Here is a 22,546-nt window from a genome sequence, read left to right as displayed (position 1 = left end):
AGGCTCCTATTATTGCTTCAACTGAAAGGCTGGCACGGGGCGACAGGCATTGACGATAGGGAATAAACCAGCAACCACAGTACTAACTACTGCCAGGAGCATCACACTCATAATTAATACTAAATCCAGGTGCACCAGCTGGGCGTAACCCGAATAGAGCACTTTGACGCCCTGCAACCCCAGTAGGGCCAGTAACAAGCCGCACAGGCCTCCGGTTAAACCCAAACACATGATCTCCAACAGATATTGAGTGACTATCTGGCTATAGCTGGCGCCTAAAGCGCGGCGCAGGCCGATTTCCAGGGTTTTAGTATTGAGCTTGGCACTGATCAAACTAATGGCATTAAGTAAACATACCAGCAGGAACATAAGCGATAACCAGAACATTACCCGCACATCTGCCTGTACTACCTGTTTATAACTCAACCATTGGGTGACGTTGGATAGTCGATTATTGATTGGCCTGGGAAAACGTCCCAGTGTTTTTTGTTGCTGCACATAACCCTGAAGGTAATCACTAAAAGCCGTTTTTTCAGCCTGTGTTCTCAGCTCCACCCACAGCTGAAAGTTGGTGCATTCTGAGTGCAGAAAAGCGTCATACTGATCACTTTCAATGGCTTGCCAGCAGTTGGTTTGTCCGCCATGGGGCAATTCCAGGTCAGCTTTTAAACGAAAGGGCAAATAAATATCTTCGGGCTCGCTAAATGCACCATAAACCATATCGTAAAACTTGGGACTCGGGTGCCAGTCGTCTAACACGCCGACCACAGTGAATATTTTATCCAGCATAGGCAAGGTTCTACCCACCGAGTTTTCACCCTTAAAGACCTGTTCGTTGATAGATTTGCTAAGTACAACTACTAATTGTCCTGCCTGGTCTGCTTGGTTGTCCCAGCCGCTGCCATATAAAAAAGGAGCGGCAAACATGAGGAAAAAGTCTCCATAGGTCACGCGCATTTGGGCCAGAAAAGGCGTGGTTTCCTGCTGCTGAGGATTAACCATTCCCCAGGTAATGGCACTGGCAGTTTGGCGATGGGCCTGATTGGCGGTCACTATATTGGTGGCGTCGGTCCAAGTTACATCCTCTGGCGGTAAGTTGGGCTCGATGGCAGCCTGATTTGGATCCCAGTTATCCAGTTGCACCCGAAACAATTGTTTACTCTTATGGGGAATGGGATCGGCTGACATTAAATACAACAAGGTCACCGTAATCGTACAGGCAGCTATACCCAGGGCGATGGTTGTTATGGTCAGTGCGCTAAGCACAGGGGTGCGCATGATACTTTTAAGGGCGAGGCGTAAATAATAACTAAGCAAGATGGGCACCAATAGCCTGGTCCTGGGTTATCTGACCGTCGAGTACAGTGATAATGCGTTTGGCTAGTTGTGCGAGTTGTCTATCGTGGGTCACCATGATGATAGTGGTACCTGACTGATTAATCTCTTGCAACAGACCCATGACACTTTGCGCCATCTCACTGTCCAGGTTGCCGGTTGGTTCATCGGCCAACAGAAATTTTGGCTCGCCAGCTAATGCTCGGGCAATGGCCACGCGTTGTTGTTGCCCGCCGGACAATTGGGCAGGCAGGTGAGACATACGTTTGCCAAGTCCCACCCTGTCTAGATTATGTTCGACGCGTTTTTTGCGCTCCTTGGCGTTAAACCCCCGATATCGCAACGGCACATCAACATTGTCAAACAGATCAAGATCCGGGATAAGGTTGAAATTTTGGAAGATAAAACCAATTTTCTCATTGCGCAAACGACTTCGTTGATTGTCATTTAGGCCACTAACATCTTGCCCGTCGAGCTTATATGATCCGCTGTCGAAGGTTTCGAGCAGGCCCGCGACATTCAAAAAGGTGGTTTTACCTGAGCCTGAGGGGCCGGTAACGGCAACAAAATCCCCTTCCTTAACATTTAGGCTAAAGTCACGCAGGGCGAGGGTTTGAATTAGTTGGGTACGAAAACTCTTACCGACAGCATTCATATTGAGCATAAGTCGTCCTTGTTTATCATGGTATTTTAGCTTAATTGGACAACAGGATCGTTTCTGCGCCATCAAACTGATCCGTGCCTGAAATGATAATAGTGTCGCCCAAATTGAGCCCTGACAGTATCTCTATCTGAGACAAACTGCGGGCTCCTGTGGTAATTGGGGTGCGCTGGGCCAGGCCATCTATGACCACATAGGCAAACCGCCCGTTGCTACTTTGCAAAAACTGACCCCTTGGGACCATTAGCACCGCGGCTTTATTTTCCATTAAAATGCGCGTGCTTAAACGTTGATTCTGTCGTAAACCCTGTGGTGCAGGTAATGGGTGGCCTTGCTCATCCTCTTTAGCAAACCGAACCCGGCCGTTGACTTGGTTATTTTCAATTTCAGGGGAAATGGTCACTAAGGTGGCGCGATGCGCTTGCCCGTTTAATACCACATCGGCTTCCATACCTATGGCAAGATCATCGGCGTAACTTTCCGGGATATCCACTTCCAGTTCGAACTCAGACAAGTCCACGACACTTAAAATGGGCTGATTTTTGCTAACCTGATTTTTTTGCTCAACGGCGAGATTTCCCACTATGCCATTGACCGGTGATAACAACTCTAATTGAGTAACTTGGCGGCTGGTTTCATCAACCTGCAAGGCCTGGCGGTCGATCAATAATTGCTGGGTTTGTAATTCAAAATCCAGGCTTTCCCGATCCAGCTCGGCGTCTTTTAATGCATGGTGATAAACCAACTGGGCATTTTGCAAATCGTCTTGGGCCTTTTCATAATCGATTTGGCTAATGGCATTGGTTAAATAGGCGTTGTCTGCTCGGCGTTTTTCCCGCTGTGCCGCGGTTAATGCAACTTTCGCCAAGTCCGCAGATTTTTGTTTTTCCAGGGCCTGTTTTTTGGCCTGGATACGCTGGCGGTCAAGTTCCATTTTATTGCGTTGTAAGCCGGATAATTCTTGCTCCAGTTGGTTGGTGAGCTCCGGACTTTCTACTCGAGCCAGCACCTGGCCTTTTGTCACGCTATCGCCGGCATCGACCTCAAAGGTGATTGTTCCCTGCGCTGGGCTATACAAGCGCGGACTGATTGCTGCTACCACTCGACCTTGTATGGATAAGTCACGCACAAATGCGCCCTGAGTGACTTCCCCCAGGCGAACACTTTGCAACGAGACCGAAGTTTCGGCATTCGACCAGCGAGTATATGAGGAAGCAAACAACAGGTATATGCTGATCAGGATCAGCGCACAAATAGCCACTAGCCAGATGAATCTATAATTTTTTTTATGTTCAAGCACAGTGTCTTGAGCACTAGTATCGGCTATTTTCACTGATTTTCCTTGTGACATATGCGAATTTAGCCACAAATTCACCACAAATAAATTGTCTAAACTACGATTAAACTCAGGGTAAAATATTTGCTCTTTGCTGTCTATGGGTAATATTACTTAATATTAACAACAAGTAATTCACACCCGGTGCATTAACGAACAAGGTGCTGTCCAACGTTGAACTTTACCCTCAGCAGCTACCAGTGGGCGAGGGGCATAACCCCTGAATATGTATACGCTGGACTGCAAGATCTAGAAGTTGCAATAAATGAACATCCACAATCCATAAGTTTCAATGATGCTTGTATATAAGATGTTAACTCGCTAACGTTTATTAAATAGCCATTACCGAACGATATCCCTATGCAGACGCCCGAGCAAAAACACTATTCTACTTGTACCCTTTGTGAGGCGATGTGCGGAATTGAAGTGACTACTCAAGGTCGGGACATTCTGTCTATAGTGGGGGATAAATTAAATCCTTTTAGTGAAGGCCATGTGTGTCCTAAAGCGGCAGCACTAAAAGACTTGTATGACGATCCCCAGCGTTTACGCCAACCCATGCAAAATAACCGACAATGGTTGGCAGGCGATCAGTTGGGACGAGGCTCTGGATAAAGTCGCTGCTGGGGAAATGAATGCCAATGCACGCTGTACGGCACAACTGCATCCCCAGGACGCACAGTGTTTCGATATCACCCAGGGGCAACAAATTAGTGTCACCTCCAGGGTAGGAGACGTTACCCTGGCGGTGGATATCACCGACAAAATCATGCCTGGCGTGATTTCCATTCCCCATGGGGGGACATAATAAAAAAGGCACGGCCTGGCAGCTAGCAGAACAACATGCCGGGGTGAGTGTTAATGATTTGACCGACGAGATGGCACTGGATGAATTATCAGGCAACGCCGCACTGAACGGTGTGCCGGTTACTGTACGAGGTATGCAATAGACGGGTTAAGGGTGTTATGTCACCTCAGGCCGTTCAACCTTGGAAAATGTACAGGAAAGTACAGGCACCCCCCCAGGGTTAAAACTGTACCAACGGCCAAGCCAAACACTATGACACTGGCCATGCCGTAAAACATGGATCCTTGCTCAAAATCAGCAGTAATAAGCCCATCACTGTGGTTATGGGAGTTATGGCGATGGGTCGTAAGCGCCTAAAGCCAGCAGCGAAACCAATATAGCCACAGATTTTTTCACCACAAATTCCCATTTAAAAAAGTTGGTCGTTAACATAATACCCAGATCTAGCATGAGGGGTTTTGAGCTTGTATCACTTCATCGCCCTGCAGTCATGAGCCGAACCATCATCTTGCCTAGATTTGGCGCTTCCTGGTGCGATTATTAGTATCACGACTGGCGCGGATAATATCATCACCGTAATGGGTGGCCGCTGATTTTGCCAGTCGGTCATATAAAACCACATTTACTGTTGCCGCCAGGTTCATGCAACCTTCGGTGGGGACATAAACTATATGCTGGCAGCGGTCGAGTATGCCTTGCTCAATTGAACCGTCTTCCGGACCGAATATATAGTAGGCTTTTGGGGGATGGTTGAAATGCGGCAGTGGCTCTGCCCCTTCAACCAATTCAACGGCTACCATGACTTTATCCTCTGGCGGGTCGGGAAAGTCGATGTTGTTAACAGGAATGTTTAGGGCGGCGTTTTTGGTATCGGTGCTAAACGCCTTGGCTTTGGCATAACGGCTGCCGGTATAAAAAATATCCTGCACGCCATAACACCCGGCGGCGCGCAAAATACTGCCCATATTTTGCGGGCTTTTGGGATTGAGCAGGCATAAACTGACGTGCTGAGTCATCTAATCCGCCATTATCTGGTTTATGGCTTGCAACTGCTGGGGACTAAACTCCAGGTTGTCCAAGGCCTGGACACAGTCTTCTATTTGGCTGACTCGGCTGGCGCCGATAATCGCACTGGTTACGGTTGGATTGTGTAATACCCAGGCAAGAGCCATTTGTGCCAAGGATTGCTGGCGCTGCTGGGCGATGTCGTTAAGTTTTTGTACTTTAGCGACCTTTTGTTGCTCTATATTCTCCGCCTTTAGGTAGATTTGGTCCTTGCGAGAGGCCCGGGATCCTTCAGGTATGCCACCTAAGTATTTATTGGTCAGAAAACCTTGAGCCAAAGGTGAAAATACGATTGAGCCTACCCCATTGTCATCCAACACTGTGGTCAGCCCGTCTTCAATCTTGCGGTCGAACAAATTGTACCTGGCTTGATGGATAAGCAGGGGTGTGCCTAAGTCTTGCAAAATGCTCAGGGCCTGCTGGGTTTGCTGGGGTGAATAATTGGAGATACCAGCATATAGGGCACGACCGGAGCGTACTATATGATCCAGAGCTTGCATGGTTTCTTCAAGAGGCGTTTCGGGATCAAAACAATGGGAATAAAATACATCGAAATATTCAAGGCCGGTGCGTTTTAAACTTTGCTCACAACTTGAAATCAAATACTTGCGGGAGCCGCCAATGCCGTAAGGGCCAGCCCACATATCATAGCCGGCTTTGCTGGAGATCAGTAATTCGTCGCGATAGGGCTTGAAACTTTTGGCCATGATATTACCAAAAGTGCTTTCCGCCGAGCCAAAAGGCGGGCCATAGTTATTGGCTAAATCGAAATGGGTGATCCCCAAATCAAAGGCACGGTGTAACATGGAGCTGGCATTTTGCTGGGAGTCAACTGCACCGAAATTTTGCCATAAACCTAGGGACAGTTGAGGCAGTTTCAAACCACTTTTACCACAGCGTTTAAAAGACATGGATTGGTAACGTGCGGCATTGGCCACGTAGGGTGGATTGGGATCTTGGATGATCATATGTGTGTCCGCTTAAAAAAATTTCCGTTAGCCTAAACCAATCACCAATATTTCACAATTCTGGCCGTTGATAAACCGAGGGAATGGCCTGGATTGAGTTACTCAACCAAGGCCAAGTTCGGTGTTTTGTCCACCAGCACTTTTGGTTTTACTGAGCTCTAATCACGCGACTGACCATAGTTTTGCTGTTGTTTAACATTGTTCGGGTTTTACTGCGAAGGGATAACAACAGTAAATAAGCCAGGGGTACCAATACCAAACTGGTGGCGGTGGAAAAGAGTAACCCCCCTATGATGGCAATTGCCATGGGGGAGTAAGGCGGGCCGTCACCACCAATCTGGGTATTACCCAGCGCCAAGGGCACTAGCCCCAGCACGGTAGTGGCGACCGTCATCAGTATGGGCCTGACCCGGGTCAAACAAGCCTCGATCACCGCCTGTTGCACTTCTTGCCCGCAATTGATTAGCTGATTGATCCTATCCACCAGCACTATGCCGTTATTGACCACTATGCCCATCAAAATCAACATGCCTATCATGCTCATTATCGACATAGGTGTGGCGGTGATAAACAGTGCCCAAAAGACTCCTGTAAGTGAAAACAACAGTGAAGTAATCACAGCTGTAGGCAGCAAGAGTGACTCAAATAAGGCGGCCATTACGATATAAATCATACACACGGCGAGCAACATATTGGTCTGCATGACCGACTCATTCTCATTTTGCCTGTCTATGCTACTGCCATCAAAGGTCCAGCTATAACCATTTGGCAAGGCAATATATTGCATTACCTGTTCGATGCGTTCTTGAGCTTGCTCCAAGGTGACGCCCTCTTGCAAGTTAGCCCCAAGGGTAATTGACGCTTGGCGATAGTTGCGTTTGATTTCAGAGGAACGGGGCACCACCCGCATTTCAGCCAGCATATCCAGGGTCACATTTTGTTGTCCTTGACGTTTGATACTCAGGTTTTTAAGTTGTGCCAGTGAGCTTTGTAATTGCTCGTCATACATCATACGTATACCAATTTCGCCGCTTTCGCTGGTACGTAAAGTGCGTAAGTTGGCCCCACGTAAACCGTTGGCAATAATATTGGCAATATCGTTAGTGTTGAGGCCAAAGCGATAGGCTTTTTGGCGGTCAATCTTTATCTGCAATTCCTGTTTTTGCACGCTGCTGTCACTTTTTACATCGGTTAAACCTTCAATACTGCTAAGTGCCGGTAAAATTTGCGCCGCAATACGGTCTAATGGCTCAGATGATTCGCCTAGCAAGGTTAGCTGTACGCCACCACCGTTGCCTTGATCCCATTGGAAACTCGGCTTAGCCCGGGCGAAGCTGGGCATTTGTTTGGCAATTTTATCTTTCAGCTCGGCTTTGGTGATCGGCAGGTTATCAACTAAGGTCAGGGCCGACGTTGCTTCTCCGGCAGTGTAGTAGGTGTAAACCTGTTTGAGGTGAAAAGCCTGTTGATTGGCATATAAAAAATCCTCCATCTTAGTTACGGATTTTTCTACTTCTTTGAGGCTGTAATTACCTTGAATATCATAGTTAAGCCACAGGCGATTATTGCTGTCACCGTCGTCGCTGCTCACAAACTGCATGGGAATTGCCGTGCTGAGCAATAATACAATGGCTATCAAGCTGGTTTTTCCCTTGTGTTTAAGACTCCAGTTAAGGATCCGGGCATAACCTCTGGCGAAATGATTAGGCTGCCTGGTTTGGGTTTTAGCACTGTATTTGAGTTTGGAAGCCAGCAAGGGGATCAGAGTTTGGGAAATTAATAATGAGGCAAATAGCGATATACAGATGGCGATAGCCACATGCTCTAAAAAGATGGTGATGTTAACCTTGGCGCCGACTATATTGGGCAAAAATACGATAGCGGTGGTGGCGGTGCCAGCTATCACTGCCAAACTCACCTTGCCCACTCCGGCCTTGGTAGCTTCGATTGGGTCGCTGGCATGTTCTTTTTCCTGCTGAATACTTTCGGTGACTACTACTGCATTATCCACCAACATTCCCACCGCCAACATCAGTCCCATCATCGACAAAATGTTAATGGTATACCCCATAAAATACATACATCCCAGGGTTATACAGATAGAGAACGGCACCGAGAGCACCACTATCAAGGTAGTGGTCAGATTACGTAGAAAGGCATAGAGCACCAATACGGATAACAAGGCACCGATTAAACCTGCACTGAGTAAGTCTGCCAAAGATCCCGTGACACTGCTGGCTTCGTCTTCCATTACAAACAGGTTGATGCCGGTAAACGCCGGGTTGTGATTGGCTTGCTCGATGACCTGCATCACCTGATTTGATACCTCGACCAAGTTGCTATTAGACTCACGGAAAATATTGAAACCCACGGCATATGAACGGTCCAAATGCCGACCTTCAATGCGCCTTGGACTTTCGTATTTGACTTGGGCTATATCAGCTAAACGTACCCCTTTGCGTATTAGTAATGCGCTGATTTGCTCAAAGCTCGTAAATTCTCCCTGGGGATTTACGGTGATTTTCTGTTGTAAATCATAAAATTGTCCTGCACTCATGGAGAAATTGGCGGCGCGCAGGGTTTTGGCCAAATCAGTTGCATCTATGTCTAACGATGCCATCTTCAGGGGATCAAGACGGATGGAGACCTGCTTTTTTAACACGCCATACAACTCGACCTTGGACACGCCAGGTACCCGCTCGATAGGCATTTTCAGATTTCGCTCCAACAAGTCGTAGGCGTTGGACAAGTCACGATCGCTGGAAACCCTGAGTTGAAAGATAGGCAAGTCACTGGTATTAAACTGATAAACCAAAATCCGCTGCACATCGTCAGGCAAGGTATCGCGTATGGCATCAATTTTTTCTCTGGCTTCGATACCCTTGGCTTTGAGATTTTCATCCCAGGCAAACTCCAGTTGAATTTCCGCCGCATCCTCGTTGGAACGTGAACGCAGTCGCTTGATGCCAGACATGGTGGCCAGGGCTTCTTCAACAGGACGGGTGATCATTTTTTCTACCTCAGCCGGTGTGGCGTCTTGGTAGGGAATACGGATGGCAATTTCCGGTATGTCAATGCTGGGAAATTTCTCCAGTGGCAGTAGCTGTGAGGCCATGATGCCAAATATCAGCATCGACAAAAACAGCATGCATATAGTGACCGGTCGGCGTATGGCAAAAGCCGCCAAACTGGCACCAGTGGAGGCAAACTTATCCATATACTGTCTCCTGACTGTCATTGTCGGTTTGAGGTACGGACTGCGTATAATGTTTTCGGTCAAACAGGCTGTAGATCACGGGAATAAAAAACAAGGTCAGTAGGGTGGCAAACAATAAGCCGAATATCACAGTAACAGCCATAGGAACGCGCATTTCCGCTCCTTCACCCAGGCCGATGGCCATGGGTAACAAACCCAGAGATGTGGTAAGTGTTGTCATACAAATGGGTCGCAGACGACTTTGGGCCGCCTGAACTATGGCGGCCATTTTATCGGTACCATCAGCGCGAAGTTGATTGATGCGGTCAATTAATACTATGGCGTTATTAACCACTATGCCGGCCAACATAATAAGCCCGATAAACACCACTACGCTGATATTCGTACCGGTGAGGTACAAGCCGTATATCGAGCCAGCGCAGGCAAGGGGCACAGTGCATAATATCAACAACGGGTGTAACAAGGATTCAAATTGGGATGCCATCACCAGGTAAACTAAAAATACCGCCAACAATAAGGCAAATTTAAGAGAGGCAAAACTGACCTCCATTTCTTCACTTTGTCCGGCAACCCTGGCTTGCATATTGACAGGCAAATCTAATGTGCTGAGTATCTGCTTGGAGGCCAATACCGCCTCGGCCAGATCACCTGTGTGCAAATTAGCTGATACTACGGCCACCCTTTGTTGGCCGATACGGGTGATCTCACTGGGACCGACCGACATACTTAATTGGGCCACAGCATTGAGTGGAATACCTTGACTTGCACCAGGATTGACAATAACTTGCCCGATATCGCTGATGGAATCCCGTTGTCGGTCAAGGCTACGTACTAAAATATCGACTTTGCGATCATCCAGACTAAATTTGCTTGCCACTTCGCCACCGATTTTGGCGTTGATCAACTTGGATACCTCTGGGGCATTCAACCCCAATTGAGCCAGTTTGGCGTGCTCGAATCTTATCTTGAGTTCAGGGTTACCCGCCTGTAAGGAAGAACTGACATCCGCAAAACGTGGATCATTTTGCAAGCTTTGCACTAGCTTGGCGCTGTAACGACTAAGGTTTTGCAGATCATATCCTATGATCTCAATCGACAAAGGATTGGCAAAACTAAACAACTCAGGCTCACCGAATTGGCTTCTTACCCCCGCCTGATTGGCTAGAAAGTTGCGCATCACAGTTTTTACTTTTTCGCTGTCAGCTTGTGTACTGCCTGGCTCCATCACCACATTAAGCTTGCCCCAATAATCCCCCCCTTGGCTGGCAGAAACATTCATCAAGCTACCGGTACCGGCCAATGAATAACTGCGCGCTACCTTGGGTTGTTGCTGGGTAAAGTGGGCGAGCCTGGCCAAAAGCGCATCCGTACGTTGCAACTGGGCTCCGGTGGGCAAATTGACTTCAACGTAAAACTCCCCCTGGGCCATAGACGGGATCAGCTCCATGCCTATACGCGGAAGCAATAACGCTGAGGCGCCACTGAGTAATACAATTACAGACAAAACTAAAAGCCTGGTCTGTAGTGCCAGATTCAGGGCGGCTAAATAGTTTCGCTCGATGGAGTTGAACATTTTGTCAAAGGCCCACAACAGTGGGCGGAAAAGGGTAGCTAATACCTTGGTTACCAATCTGAAAAGCAACAGGACACTGGAGCACGCAAGTAGCGGTAGATAATAAAACAGCAACATGAAAATAAAACGCAAAGGTACACCTAGGTAATACCAGATTTTGGCCAACTTGCCCCTAGGCGCCGCACTTATGACTGCTTCGCTGCTGACCCTCTTGTTTGGGTCTTGGGTAGGCTGGGCGTTTTGTCGTGCTGCAAGCATGGGGATCAGGGTTAACGCGACTAACAAAGATGCGCCCAAGGCAAAGGTGACCGTTAAGGCTTGATCGCCAAACAATTGTCCAGCTATGCCTTTGACAAATACCAGCGGGAAAAATACCGCCATAGTAGTCAGTGTTGACGCCATGATCGCCATAGAAACTTCTTTGGTACCGTCTATGGCTGCAAGGGCAAAGCTCTTATTCAATTTTTTATGCCGGTCGATATTTTCCAGCACCACTATGGCGTTATCCACCAACAGACCTATGGCCAGAGCTATGCCGCCTAAACTCATAATATTAAGACTAATGCCGTTGCCGTACATCAGGTTAAAAGTGGCAATGATCGATACCGGTATCGAAATGGAAATAATTAACGTGGGCCAGATATTTTTCAAAAACAGATATAGCACCAGCATAGCCAATACCCCACCAATCAAGCCAGCGGCTTTGACATCGTCTATGGCGCTGGCAATAAACCGTGATTGGTCATATATCATTTGCAGCTGATAATCCCGGGGTAATTCTTTTTCCAGTTGGGCAATGCGTAGACGAATATTTTTGGCTACTTCAACCGTATTGGCATCGCCTTCCTTGTAAATAGCAATCTCGACCCCCTCTAATCCATCGAAACGGGTGATCGAGCTACGCTCTTTGTAAGTATCCTGAACCAGGGCAATATCCCCCAGTCGTATATTTTTATCTTCACGGGTGGCAATAAACAGGTTTCGCATGTCATCCAGATTTTGAAACTGGTTTAGGGTGCGTACTAAATATTCTTGAGAGCCGTCTTCTACCCGTCCCCCTGAAGCATTCACATTTTCCTCTTTGAGGCGCGTTATAACGTCGCTGAGGGAGATACCTAACTGGCTGGTTTTTTGTTGGTCAACCAAGACCTGAATTTCGTTTTCCAGTCCTCCGCCAACTTTAACCGAGGCCACACCGCTGACGGACTCCAATTTACGTTTAAGTTGTTCTTCGCCGTAGGTGCGCAGCCGTTTCATGCCTGGCACATTTAATGCCAAGGCAGGGGGTGATACCTGTGGGTTGTTAGCCGTTAAGGTCGTGGCACCAAAACCAAAACGCATCACCGGTTCCAGACTCGGATTGAAACGCAACAGAACCGGCTTTTTCACATCCAGGGGCAGTTCCAGTATGTCCAGTTTCTCTCTGACTTCGAGGCTGGCCATATCCATATCCGTGCCCCATTCGAATTCGAGCAGCACGTCTGACTGTCCGGCCTTGGACGATGACGTGACGATGCGCACTCCTTTAACTACACCTATGGTGTCTTCTACTGGTTTGGACACCAGTTGTTCGATTTCCCCCGGTGCCGCCCCGGGATAATCGGTGCGGATGGTCAAGGTGGGGTACGATAATTCCGGGAGTAGATTTAATGCCAGGCGAGACAGAGAAACCATACCAAAAAGCACCACGGCAAAGGTGAACATCCACACGGTGACCGGCCGTTTTACGGCTATATCAACAATATTCATCACAAATCCTTAATTAACTGTTGTCGGCGTCGTTATTGACTACTTCTACCGGGGCTAAGTCTTTAAGGTTCTGATGACCGGTGATGACTACCTGTTCATCACCTGTGAGGCCGCTGAGCACTTCTATGTATTCACCTTCTTGGTAACCCACCTGGATTTGTTTTTTGTGCGCCTTGCCTTGTTCAATCACAAACACATTGACCTTGTCATCAATGGCCAGCATGGCTTTGCGGGGCATCAATGTCACGTTGTGATGGGTGTCGTAATTCAGCTCAACCTGGGCAAACATGCCGGCTTTTAAGCGGTTATCTTCATTGGAGACTCTAAGGGTGACTTTAACTGTGCCTGTGGTTGCATCAATGACCGGGCTGATACGTTCAACAAATGCATTAACCGTATTTTCCCCTATGGCGCTGAGGATCAGTGTGGCTGCTTGCTCCTCGTGTACTCTGCTTAGCTCTTTTTCCGGCAAATATACTATGCCATAGAGTTCTTTTTGGGCAACAATATGGAACATCTGAGCGCGCTGAAAGGATTCGGTCAGATTGCCTACCTTGGCGTTGCGTTGGGCGATAAAGCCGGAAATAGGTGCCACTATAGTTGCTTCTTTTAAGTCCAGTTCGGCTAACGACAAGGTGGCTTTAGTCGACGCGTACTGGGCGCTGATTTTATCGTAGGTATCATCACTGACCAGTTTTTTGTTGTATACCTTGTCAATCTTTGCCAGCTCTTTTTCGATGCCGAGTAGATCTGCTTTGGCTCTGGCCAAACTCAGACGATAACGCTGTGGTTCGAGCTGGGCCAGCACCTGGCCTTTTTCGACATAATCCCCTTCTTCAACGTAGATGTGCTCAATAATGCCTGAAGCCCTGGCGACCACATAGGCTTCTTCCTTAGCTTCCAGTATGGCGGTAGTGGTGTAATTAGATGAAATATCACCCTGTTTCAGGCCAGCAGCTTCCACGGGTACGGCAATCACCAGATCTTTTTGCGGTTCGCTATTGGTGGCCTCTGCACCACAACCTGTTAATAATGCCGCCATACCTAACATCGAACCTAAAGTGAGCGTTTTAAAACTGATAACTTGCATCCTTTTAAAGATCATTTTATTCCCCTGTGTCATTATTTTTATCGTGTAGTTGCTGGTGAAAACGCCAATCTTGACGGCAACTTATATTATTAAATTGTGTTTCTCTAGGTTTGCATGCCTTGTGCCACTAATTTTATTTGTAAAAAAACAAGTTATATCAAAAGCTTATACGGGTAGTGGTTGAGGTCTGATTGATTGGTATTCACTATTAACAAAAGCTTTAGTGAGATTGACTAATTGTTAGTTAAATTTCTAATTGGAAGATAGGGGGTATCTAGGGTGTAGCGGTTGTATAAAAAAACAGCGCTCTTACCTGCCAACTGAGATCACCCCATCCGTGAGCGACATGGCGTGGCTGATAGTGTCATTTGCGCTTAAATGTTGTTTCGCCATATGTCGAAATGCGGGAGATGACTTGTATTTAGCTGCTGCTTTTAGCAAGTTATCGGCTAACGGTTGGGAGTGAGGTGTTTTGGGCATGGCCAAATAAATGTCGGACAATTGATGAGCGTATATTTTATAGATGTGGGAACAATCCAACTTGCTTTCAAAACAGGTCAATGTCAGTCCCAGATCAGACAAAAACAGACTGTCGACCCGGCCTTTGATAAGGGAACCTAGCGCTTGTGGCCAAGTATTGAACGGTTTGACATTGGTTATTCCGGCTCGATTTAGGATCCCCACTCGATAGTCATCGCGTAATACCGCGATAGAAGCCAGCCTATTAAGTTCAGCCAGTGAATTTATTTGGCCAATATCACTTCGCCTGGCATAAACCGCAATGGGATTGCGCGTGACGGGCGTGATCCAGTGGTATTGCTGCTCCCTAGAGGGTGTTCTGGCGAGATCAGAAATTAAATGCTGATCAAGTTTTGCACTCCATCTCAACAATCGCGCCCAGGGTAGGGCAATGGTTATAGGTACATAACCGGCTTGCCTTAAAACCCCTTTGCCCAATTCAACTGAATAACCGCTAGGTTGACTTTTTTCATCCAGGGTGGAAAAAAATGGAGCCGGGTTGGTCAGCAGTAAGATATTTTCATTGCCTCGCAAGTGGCCGCTAACAGGAAGTAGCAGTAGTCCAAGCCATAGTCCAATGGTGTATTTAGCGCGCACTCAGTCTCCTTTTTTTATCACTTTAGTCACTGAAATCATATCAAGGGGAAATTTTACCCACAGACGTGCTGACCAATATATTACTGTGTAATTAGCACAGTAAAATCCCCCGGGTATTTTACCTGTTTTTACAAAACAGGCTTGAATTAAATTTCCCGAGCATGGCGCAAACGCTAGGGGTAAAGCTAACAGCTCGAAACCCGGTGGCAAGGTCTTCCTGGGTATTAGTAAGTTAAGTGAGGTTAATTGGTGAGAGTTGTTGGGTTAGCTGAAATTGTAAATAAAGGTTTCACAAATATTGAGGTGGCAAAATGCTTCTGTATGAAGTTGTTTAATTCTAAAAAATAGAATGATAGTTGCAATTTAATGCGATTTTAGTTCTTTTTTATGGAGGTATAATCAGATCCATAAATTGATTAACCTTCTTAGGAAACGTGATGAAAAAAGTACTATTGCTCAATAGCAGTTTGAGTGGCCCGTCAGGTAATTCCAGTAAACTGGCGGCGGAGTTTATCGCACATTGGCAGAGTAGTGAAAAAGTGGCCATTACCGAGAATGATTTGGCCGCGTTGGATTTGCCCCACTTAAGCATGGCTGAAATGCAGGCTTGGGCCGTACCTGTTGAGAAGCAAAACCCTGAGCAGTTTGCCCTGGGGGCACATTCCGAGCAATTGCTTGCCCAACTTTTTGAGGCTGATGCCATTGTGATTGGCATGCCAATGTACAATTTTGGTATCCCCTCAACCTTTAAGGCCTGGGTAGATCGCATTGCCCGAGCTGGGCGTACGTTCAGTTATACTGCCACAGGCCCCAAAGGCCTGGTTGAAGGTAAGCCGGTTTATGTTTTAGCTGCCAGAGGCGGGATATACCAAGGCACAGAAAAAGACACCCAAAGCAAATACTTGCGGGATGTATTTGCCTTAATTGGATTGACCGATGTACACGTTATTTATCTGGAGGGGGTTAACATGGGAGAGTCGGCGACTGCCGAAGCCTGGCATTCCGCCCGTCAGGCTATGACCAAGTTATTACCCAAAAAAGCAGCCTAAGCAGCCCACGCCCTGGTAATACCAGAGCTTGGGCTTAACATTGCATACTAGCGCTGATCAATGTTTTACCAGGTTCACTGGATTGACTTGGCCAGGGTTTGTTCTATGGTGGCGATAAGACCTGCATCAGTAGGTTTGGTGGATGAGGCATAAGATTCCACAATATCGCCGTTTTTATCCATTAAGTATTTATAAAAATTCCATTTAACCGAGGTGCCTGATTTTTTGGCTAACATTCTATACAGAGGATCTGCCTCTTTACCTCTGACCGAAATCGCTTCAAACATAGGAAATTCAACGCCATAGGTGAGTTCACATAGTTCCGCCGTTTTTCCCTCGTCTTGATCTTCCTGATTAAAGTCATGGGAAGGAAATCCTAATACCACCAAACCCTTATCCTGGTAGTTGTGGTAAAGTGCCTCAAGCCCCTTAAATTGTGGGGTGAATCCACAATAACTGGCAGTATTAACAAACAACACGGTTTTACCCGCATACGCCTGGCACAGGTTGACGGTATCCTGAGAATTCAATTTACGTTTAGCGAATTTCAATAAATCCGGACACTCTGCTGCATTTACATTGGTACCGATTAAAAACAAGCAGGTCATTATTAATAATTTTTGCATAGTGCTCCCTTTGCGTATCACTACTGATCTCACGCCAATTTATATTAAATAATTGTAAACACTCTTGTGCTTGGCTTTAATCTGCTTGATTTTGGGTTTAAAGTAAATTGTTAATCACAAAATAGTTCGAAATTTCCATGGAAAACAATAATGTATAAATATTCAAAGAAACTGCTGGTGGTGATAATAACCAGCAGTTTATTCGCTTGCGGTGCCATCAACAACGTCGACACCGTGGGAGCCAAGCCGGTTCCCACGCAACCCAAGACAACGGTTGCAACCATAAAAGCAGCACAGCCAAAAAGTTCGGGCTCAGGTGCTATTCAACTAACCCAGATCATGGCGGACCCTGATTGGTTAGGACGCCAGCCTCTGGGCAGTTATTGGGCAGATGACAGTCACGCGATTTTTTATCAGCGCAAAGAAGAGGGCACGCCGCTGATCAACCTTTGGCAGCGAAAAACTGACGGACACAGTACTCAGGGGAATGGCGATCTGGTAGCACTTGAGGCGCTACATCAGTACAGCTATGAGGGGCGGGTAGTCAATAATCAGCAAAGCCACAGTGCCTGGGTATTTGAGGGTAATATTTTTGTTAAAGATTTAACATCAGGCCAAATCAGGCAGGTAAGCCAAGACGCTGCCCAACCGACTCAGTTGCAGTTTTTACTCGACGGGCGTGTAGCCTATCAATTGGAAGATAGTTTTTACACCCTGGATTTAAACAACGGATTCCGGCAGAAATTAGTTTCGTGGGTATTTGCTGACAAGCCTCAAGCGTTAGAAGAGCCAGAGGATTATATCGCCCGCCAGCAGGTAGACTTAATTGATTACGTGGCGCTGAACCGGCTCAACCGTCAGCAACAGTTTGAACGGCAACAGCAATTGACGGCGCACAATACGACCCTCAGCCCACAACCTTTTTATTTTGCTAAAGAGCACCAAACTGTACAAGCGAGCTTGTCACCAGATGGGCATAAACTGATTTTGGTTGAGCAACCAAGCGTTGCTTGGCGTGGTGATGATGATCTTATGCCAGCTTACATTGGTGAAGATGGGCGAATTGCAAGCAAAGAAGTACGCCAGCGGGTGGCCGATGCCAAACCTGAAAACCAGACGTTGTGGTTGTTAGATATCCCCGGACAGCAAAAATATCAACTCGGTTATCAGGGGTTGCCTGGTTATAACGAAGACGTATTAGCCGAGGTGAAAAGGGAAAATGCCAAAGCTAACGGTGAAAGCTATATCAGTAATCGCTTACCCAGAGACATAGGTTTGCTGGTGGACTGGTATTGGTCGCAAAGCGCCATTGTGTGGCACCCTAATGGGCAACAAGTCGCCATCATGCTGGAAGCATGGGACAACAAAGATCGTTGGTTAGCCAGTGTCGATTTTAACCAACACCAGTTAGTTAACCAACATCAATTACATGATGATGCCTGGATAAATTACAAATTTAACAGTTTCGGCTGGTTGCATAACAGTGAACAACTTTATTACCTGTCAGAGGAGTCAGGATACGCCCACCTGTATCAAAAAAAACTGAATGGCCCAGCCAAGGCGCTGACTTCAGGGCCATATGAAGTCGATGCGTTAACCCTGACTAATGACGATAAATACGTGTATTTTAAGGCCAACAAAAAACATCCGGGGATTTATGAAGTCTATCGTGTGGCTTTGGATACCGGGGCTATAGAGGCCTTGACTGATCTTAACGGTATGACGGATTACGCGCTTAGTCCGGATGAAAAACAGTTGTTACTGACCCACTCCAAAGTCAGTCTGCCGCCGGAATTATACCGCCAGGCAGCTGAGCCAAACGCCCAGGCTCAGCGTCTTACTCACACTGTCAGTGAAGCGTTTTTGGCCATACCCTGGACGGCCCCGGATATAGTGCCGGTTGAATCCAGCAATGCCGACCAGCCGATCTTTGCCCGGGTTTATTCCCCCGTTAATCAGGCTGCTGATCCAGAAAAACATCGGGCGGTGATCTTTAGTCACGGTGCCGGCTATTTACAAAACTCCCATCTGGGTTGGTCGGGTTATTTCCGGGAGTTTATGTTTCACAGCATGTTAGCGCAACAGGGTTATGTTGTGATGGATATGGATTACCGGGCATCTGCTGGTTATGGCCGGGATTGGCGCACCGCAATCTATCGACATATGGGCAAACCAGAAATTGATGACTTGCGAGATGGCGTAAATTGGCTGGTTAAAAATGCCCAGGTTGACCGTCAGCGTATCGGTACCTATGGCGGCTCATACGGGGGGTTTATGACCTATATGGCCCTGTTTACCCAACCGGATTTATTTCAGGCCGGCGCGGCGCTTAGACCCGTGTCTGATTGGGCCCACTACAATCATGGTTATACCTCTAATATCCTTAATACCCCGGACATTGATCCTATTGCATACGAACGAAGCTCTCCGATGTATTTTGCCGAAGGATTGCGTAAACCCTTATTGATTAACGCCCCCATGATCGACAGCAATGTGTTTTTCGTTGATACGGTGCGGATGGTGCAGCGCTTAATCGAATTGCAAAAAGTGAACTTTGAAACGGCCATTTACCCGGTGGAAAGTCATGGGTTTGTGCAGCCCAGCTCTTGGCTAGATGAATATAGGCGCATTTACAAGTTGTTTGAAACGAACTTGTAATATTGCGTTAGATGCCTTAAACACCACACACCTTGGGTCTGTGGTGTTTTTTTTGCCTGTAGCATTAACACCTATGCAAAGGAAAATACTACTCAATAACATAAATGGGAATTTCAACACTTGCCTAAAATGACATTTCTGGTAGTTTCTTTGCAAAATTTAATTTGAGATATGATCATGCCAAAAGCCAGTGACGTTAAAAAGAATACGGCCATCGAACACAACGACAAAGTTTATATTGTCAAAGATATAAACAAACTCACCCCTAGTGGTCGGGCGGGGGCGAGTCTGTATCGCATGCGTTTATATGAAGTGACAACGGGTGCTAAAGCCGATCAGAGCTTTAAAGCGGACGAGATGATTAAGTTAGCCGATTTTAGCCGCCATCAAGTTACCTTCTCCTATGTTGACGGTGAAGAGTATGTATTTATGGATAGTGAAGATTACACTCCTTATTCACTTAACAAAGAAACCATTGCAGAAGAGTTGTTTTTTATCACCGAGGACACGGTGGGGTTGCAGATCATGACCGTAAATGGCTCACCTGTGGGCGTAGAGCTGCCACCCAATGTAGAGTTGTTGATTACCGAAACTGATCCCTCTATTAAAGGCGCCTCTGCCAGTGCGCGTACCAAACCTGCGTTATTGTCTACCGGTTTGACCGTGCAGGTTCCCGAGTACATCGCTAGTGGCGAAAAAATTAAAGTCAGTACTTCTGAACATAAATTTGTCAGCAGAGCCGATTCAAAATAAGGCTACCGAGTATCACTTAGCTCCCGGTGTCGTCGCCGGGGGATGAGCTGGAACGATTAAAATTATTTCAGGTTGAGGGTGCGTAATAAAAGTCGCTATTGTTGAACGGCAATTTCATGTCGCGCACGGCTTAAAGTTAGATAAAAACCGCGAACGCAAGGTGTTTCACAATTTAAGTTTTTTTTGCTTAAAAATTAACGCATAAAAGATCAACAACATACCGCTTAGCGCCCCATACAGATGGGCTTCTACGGCAACACTGGCGTTGATCAGTTGGGCGATGTCAGCGCTGGCCCCTGAGTATTGTTCATGGATAATTTTAAACCAAACCGCAAGCATCAATAGCCAGCCGCTGGACCGCTGATGTTGGATGTCTTGAAAGGCGCCCCACAGAAATACCCCGTGTAGGGCACCTGACAAACCTACATACCAATCCAGGCGTTGTGCAAAAAAATAGATGCCTATGCTGCTGCCTAGCGCGCAAAACGAGAACATCAGCAGGTAGTGTGTGGTGCGGTAATATTCACCGTGCAGACCCCACAGCAGGATCACGCCGGCAAAGTTGAGTAACATATGATTGAGATTCGTATGCAATACATTAGCACTGAGTAGCCGCCACCACTGTTGCTCGGCTAATTGACTGCGGTCGAAGGCCAGCCATAGGCTGCTGGTCGGTTCGAAAAGAAACAGGAAAGTACTGATGAGGATAATGCACAAAGGGCCAAGGATGTGAGTCTTTTGGAACGGAAGGCTAAGCATGAAATTTATAACTAGGATTTTTAAGTTTAGTGATCAGTATCTTACCTTAGACTTGGACCACGAGTCATAGCTTATTGTGCTAAAGCCTGCATGGTAGTGGGTGAGTCGTTTTCCAACACCCAGGATCAGTGGCGCTTAACGAATGATGACTGGTAATAAAATGTGAAAGCGGTGAAAAGCGATGTCAAGCGGGACCGACCAATCGTTTGACTGACTTGAGGTTATTCCAGACTGACTTCGTCTACCTTCCATTTTTTATTAATACGAACCAGTTTAATGGTGCGCAAATCTTTTATCTTTTTGCCGTTGAGGGTGCCTTCGAAAAATAAGGTGACGCTGGCCTCTTTGGCAAATTCATTACGTCCGGCACTGCCTGCGTTGGGTTTGATTTCTACCGTGTCGAAGGCCATGTTTAACACGTGTCGCTGAACATTGCGGTTGATTCGATAGGATTTGATCAGTCGCGCCATCTTGGGGCTGGCGTACTCAAGCGTTTGGGTGATAGTAGGATCGCCATAAATGTGTTCAAAAAATTGTAATGCGGCGTATTCCGGAATGTTGTTATCCATCATGCCATATTTACCCGCACCCTTGACTGGTTCGTCGCCGCCGCAGTTGCTTACCAGCAAGCTAAAAAGCAAACAAAGGGATGTTCGTGCGCTACGGGAAAGTATCATGCAAGTTTTCTTTATTAACAACAACGAGAAGCAAAGTGTACCGTTGTTGCGACAAAAAAGTAAAGGGAGACAGCCGGCCCCCTTTTCCTAAGCTAAAAAACAGCCTATTGGAGTTCTTCAGCCTCGCTAAATTCACCGGCAAATAGGGGGCTACTTAAATAACGCTCTGCGGCACTGGCTAGAATCACCACTACTACTTTATCGGCGTTTTCTGGCTTTTCTGCCCAACGTTTGGCGGCTACCACCGCTGCTCCAGAAGAAATGCCTACTAATATGCCTTCTTCTTTCATCAAGCGATGGGCCATTTCCATACACTCTTCATTGGTTACTTGCTCAACTGCATCCACTATATCCAAATCCAGATTACCTGGAATGAAACCCGCGCCTATGCCTTGTATTTTATGTGGACCAGGAGTGAGCTCTTGTCCGGCTTTGGCTTGGGTGATCACCGGGGAATCGCTTGGCTCAACGGCCACCGAAATAATGGCTTTACCCTGGGTGTGTTTGATATAACGGCTGACACCAGTGATCGTTCCACCCGTACCAACACCGGCCACGAAGATATCGACTTTACCGTCTGTGTCATTCCAAATCTCTGGCCCGGTGGTTTTTTCGTGAATTTCAGGGTTAGCAGGGTTTTCAAATTGTAACAAATGCACGTATTTCCCCGGGGATGCAGCGACAATTTCTTCGGCTGCAGCAATGGCTCCTTTCATGCCTTTGGCCGCTTCGGTTAATACGAGTTTGGCACCCAATGCCTTGAGTAATTTGCGGCGTTCCAAACTCATGGAACTTGGCATGGTAAGGGTGATTTTATAACCCCTGGAAGCGGCCACAAAGGCCAGGGCAATACCTGTATTGCCGCTTGTCGCTTCGATGATCTCTTTGTCTTTAGTCAGTTCGCCGCGTTTTTCGGCATCCCAAATCATGTTGGCACCGATACGGCACTTAACGCTGAAACTTGGGTTGCGTGCCTCTATCTTGGCATACACATTTCCACCGGTTACACGGTTTAATTTAACCAGCGGGGTTTTGCCAATGGCTAATGAATTGTCATCATAAACTTGCATAAGATTTCCTTCCTGAAGGTTTATTTGTGCCATTTG

At 46.9% G+C, this 22,546-nt stretch carries 16 protein-coding genes and 1 pseudogene; 4 read left to right on the top strand and 13 right to left on the bottom strand.

Annotation, left to right across the window (positions count from 1 at the left end):
• Window positions 1-9 precede the first annotated feature (9 nt).
• From AC3RV5_RS13655 to AC3RV5_RS13645, 3 genes are read right to left on the bottom strand one after another with little or no spacing between them, the layout of a single operon-like run.
• Complete coding sequence (locus AC3RV5_RS13655) at window positions 10-1,317, bottom strand: ABC transporter permease (RefSeq protein WP_489728179.1); 1,308 nt, start codon at window positions 1,315-1,317, stop codon at window positions 10-12.
• Entirely contained in the window at window positions 1,310-1,999 is a 690-nt protein-coding gene (locus tag AC3RV5_RS13650) for an ABC transporter ATP-binding protein (RefSeq protein ID WP_489728178.1), read from the bottom strand. The genes AC3RV5_RS13655 and AC3RV5_RS13650 overlap by 8 nt, the downstream gene beginning before the upstream one ends.
• Before the next feature lie 31 nt (window positions 2,000-2,030).
• Window positions 2,031-3,329, bottom strand: a complete 1,299-nt coding sequence (locus AC3RV5_RS13645) for an efflux RND transporter periplasmic adaptor subunit (RefSeq protein ID WP_489728177.1) — start codon at window positions 3,327-3,329, stop codon at window positions 2,031-2,033.
• Window positions 3,330-3,692: 363 nt separating this feature from the next.
• On the opposite strand from AC3RV5_RS13645, the pseudogene AC3RV5_RS13640 reads away from it, so the two are divergent.
• Window positions 3,693-4,282: pseudogene (locus AC3RV5_RS13640) on the top strand (molybdopterin dinucleotide binding domain-containing protein).
• 370 nt (window positions 4,283-4,652) lie between these two features.
• Here AC3RV5_RS13640 and AC3RV5_RS13635 read toward each other — a convergent pair.
• The 6 genes from AC3RV5_RS13635 to AC3RV5_RS13610 form a co-directional block, all read right to left on the bottom strand.
• A complete protein-coding gene (locus AC3RV5_RS13635; RefSeq protein WP_489728176.1) occupies window positions 4,653-5,156 on the bottom strand; it encodes an RNA methyltransferase in 504 nt (167 codons plus the stop codon).
• Complete coding sequence (locus AC3RV5_RS13630) at window positions 5,157-6,173, bottom strand: aldo/keto reductase (protein ID WP_489728175.1); 1,017 nt, start codon at window positions 6,171-6,173, stop codon at window positions 5,157-5,159.
• Window positions 6,174-6,321: 148 nt separating this feature from the next.
• Complete coding sequence (locus AC3RV5_RS13625; protein ID WP_489728174.1) at window positions 6,322-9,390, bottom strand: efflux RND transporter permease subunit; 3,069 nt, start codon at window positions 9,388-9,390, stop codon at window positions 6,322-6,324.
• Window positions 9,383-12,712, bottom strand: a complete 3,330-nt coding sequence (locus AC3RV5_RS13620; RefSeq protein WP_489728173.1) for an efflux RND transporter permease subunit — start codon at window positions 12,710-12,712, stop codon at window positions 9,383-9,385. The genes AC3RV5_RS13625 and AC3RV5_RS13620 overlap by 8 nt, the downstream gene beginning before the upstream one ends.
• A gap of 13 nt (window positions 12,713-12,725) precedes the next feature.
• Window positions 12,726-13,802, bottom strand: a complete 1,077-nt coding sequence (locus AC3RV5_RS13615) for an efflux RND transporter periplasmic adaptor subunit (RefSeq protein ID WP_489732165.1) — start codon at window positions 13,800-13,802, stop codon at window positions 12,726-12,728.
• 309 nt (window positions 13,803-14,111) lie between these two features.
• Window positions 14,112-14,918, bottom strand: coding sequence for a substrate-binding periplasmic protein (locus tag AC3RV5_RS13610; protein ID WP_489728172.1), 807 nt, complete (start codon window positions 14,916-14,918; stop codon window positions 14,112-14,114).
• 437 nt (window positions 14,919-15,355) lie between these two features.
• On the opposite strand from AC3RV5_RS13610, the gene AC3RV5_RS13605 reads away from it, so the two are divergent.
• Window positions 15,356-15,967, top strand: coding sequence for an FMN-dependent NADH-azoreductase (locus tag AC3RV5_RS13605; protein ID WP_489728171.1), 612 nt, complete (start codon window positions 15,356-15,358; stop codon window positions 15,965-15,967).
• A 74-nt stretch (window positions 15,968-16,041) separates the two neighbouring features.
• Here the strand turns inward: AC3RV5_RS13605 and AC3RV5_RS13600 are convergent, their stop codons facing one another.
• The gene (locus tag AC3RV5_RS13600; RefSeq protein WP_489728170.1) at window positions 16,042-16,593 is read right to left on the bottom strand and encodes a glutathione peroxidase; all 552 of its coding nucleotides are present in this window, start codon (window positions 16,591-16,593) and stop codon (window positions 16,042-16,044) included.
• Between the two features lie 150 nt (window positions 16,594-16,743).
• Between AC3RV5_RS13600 and AC3RV5_RS13595 the strand changes: the two genes are divergently transcribed.
• Window positions 16,744-19,251, top strand: coding sequence for a S9 family peptidase (locus AC3RV5_RS13595; protein ID WP_489728169.1), 2,508 nt, complete (start codon window positions 16,744-16,746; stop codon window positions 19,249-19,251).
• 177 nt (window positions 19,252-19,428) lie between these two features.
• Window positions 19,429-20,004: an elongation factor P-like protein EfpL gene (efpL, locus tag AC3RV5_RS13590; protein ID WP_489728168.1), complete on the top strand. Its 576-nt coding sequence runs from the start codon at window positions 19,429-19,431 to the stop codon at window positions 20,002-20,004.
• A gap of 165 nt (window positions 20,005-20,169) precedes the next feature.
• Here efpL and rrtA read toward each other — a convergent pair whose 3' ends face one another.
• From rrtA to cysK, 3 genes are all read right to left on the bottom strand, one after another.
• Entirely contained in the window at window positions 20,170-20,763 is a 594-nt protein-coding gene (gene rrtA, locus AC3RV5_RS13585; RefSeq protein WP_489728167.1) for a rhombosortase, read from the bottom strand.
• Between the two features lie 221 nt (window positions 20,764-20,984).
• Complete coding sequence (locus AC3RV5_RS13580) at window positions 20,985-21,440, bottom strand: hypothetical protein (protein WP_489728166.1); 456 nt, start codon at window positions 21,438-21,440, stop codon at window positions 20,985-20,987.
• A gap of 104 nt (window positions 21,441-21,544) precedes the next feature.
• Window positions 21,545-22,510 carry a cysteine synthase A gene (gene cysK, locus AC3RV5_RS13575; protein ID WP_489728165.1) on the bottom strand — a complete coding sequence of 322 codons (966 nt, stop codon included), beginning with the start codon at window positions 22,508-22,510 and terminating at the stop codon, window positions 21,545-21,547.
• Window positions 22,511-22,546: the final 36 nt, after the last annotated feature.

This window comes from Paraglaciecola sp. IT1134 (assembly GCF_058068185.1).
This window is presented reverse-complemented; position numbering and strand designations above follow the sequence as displayed.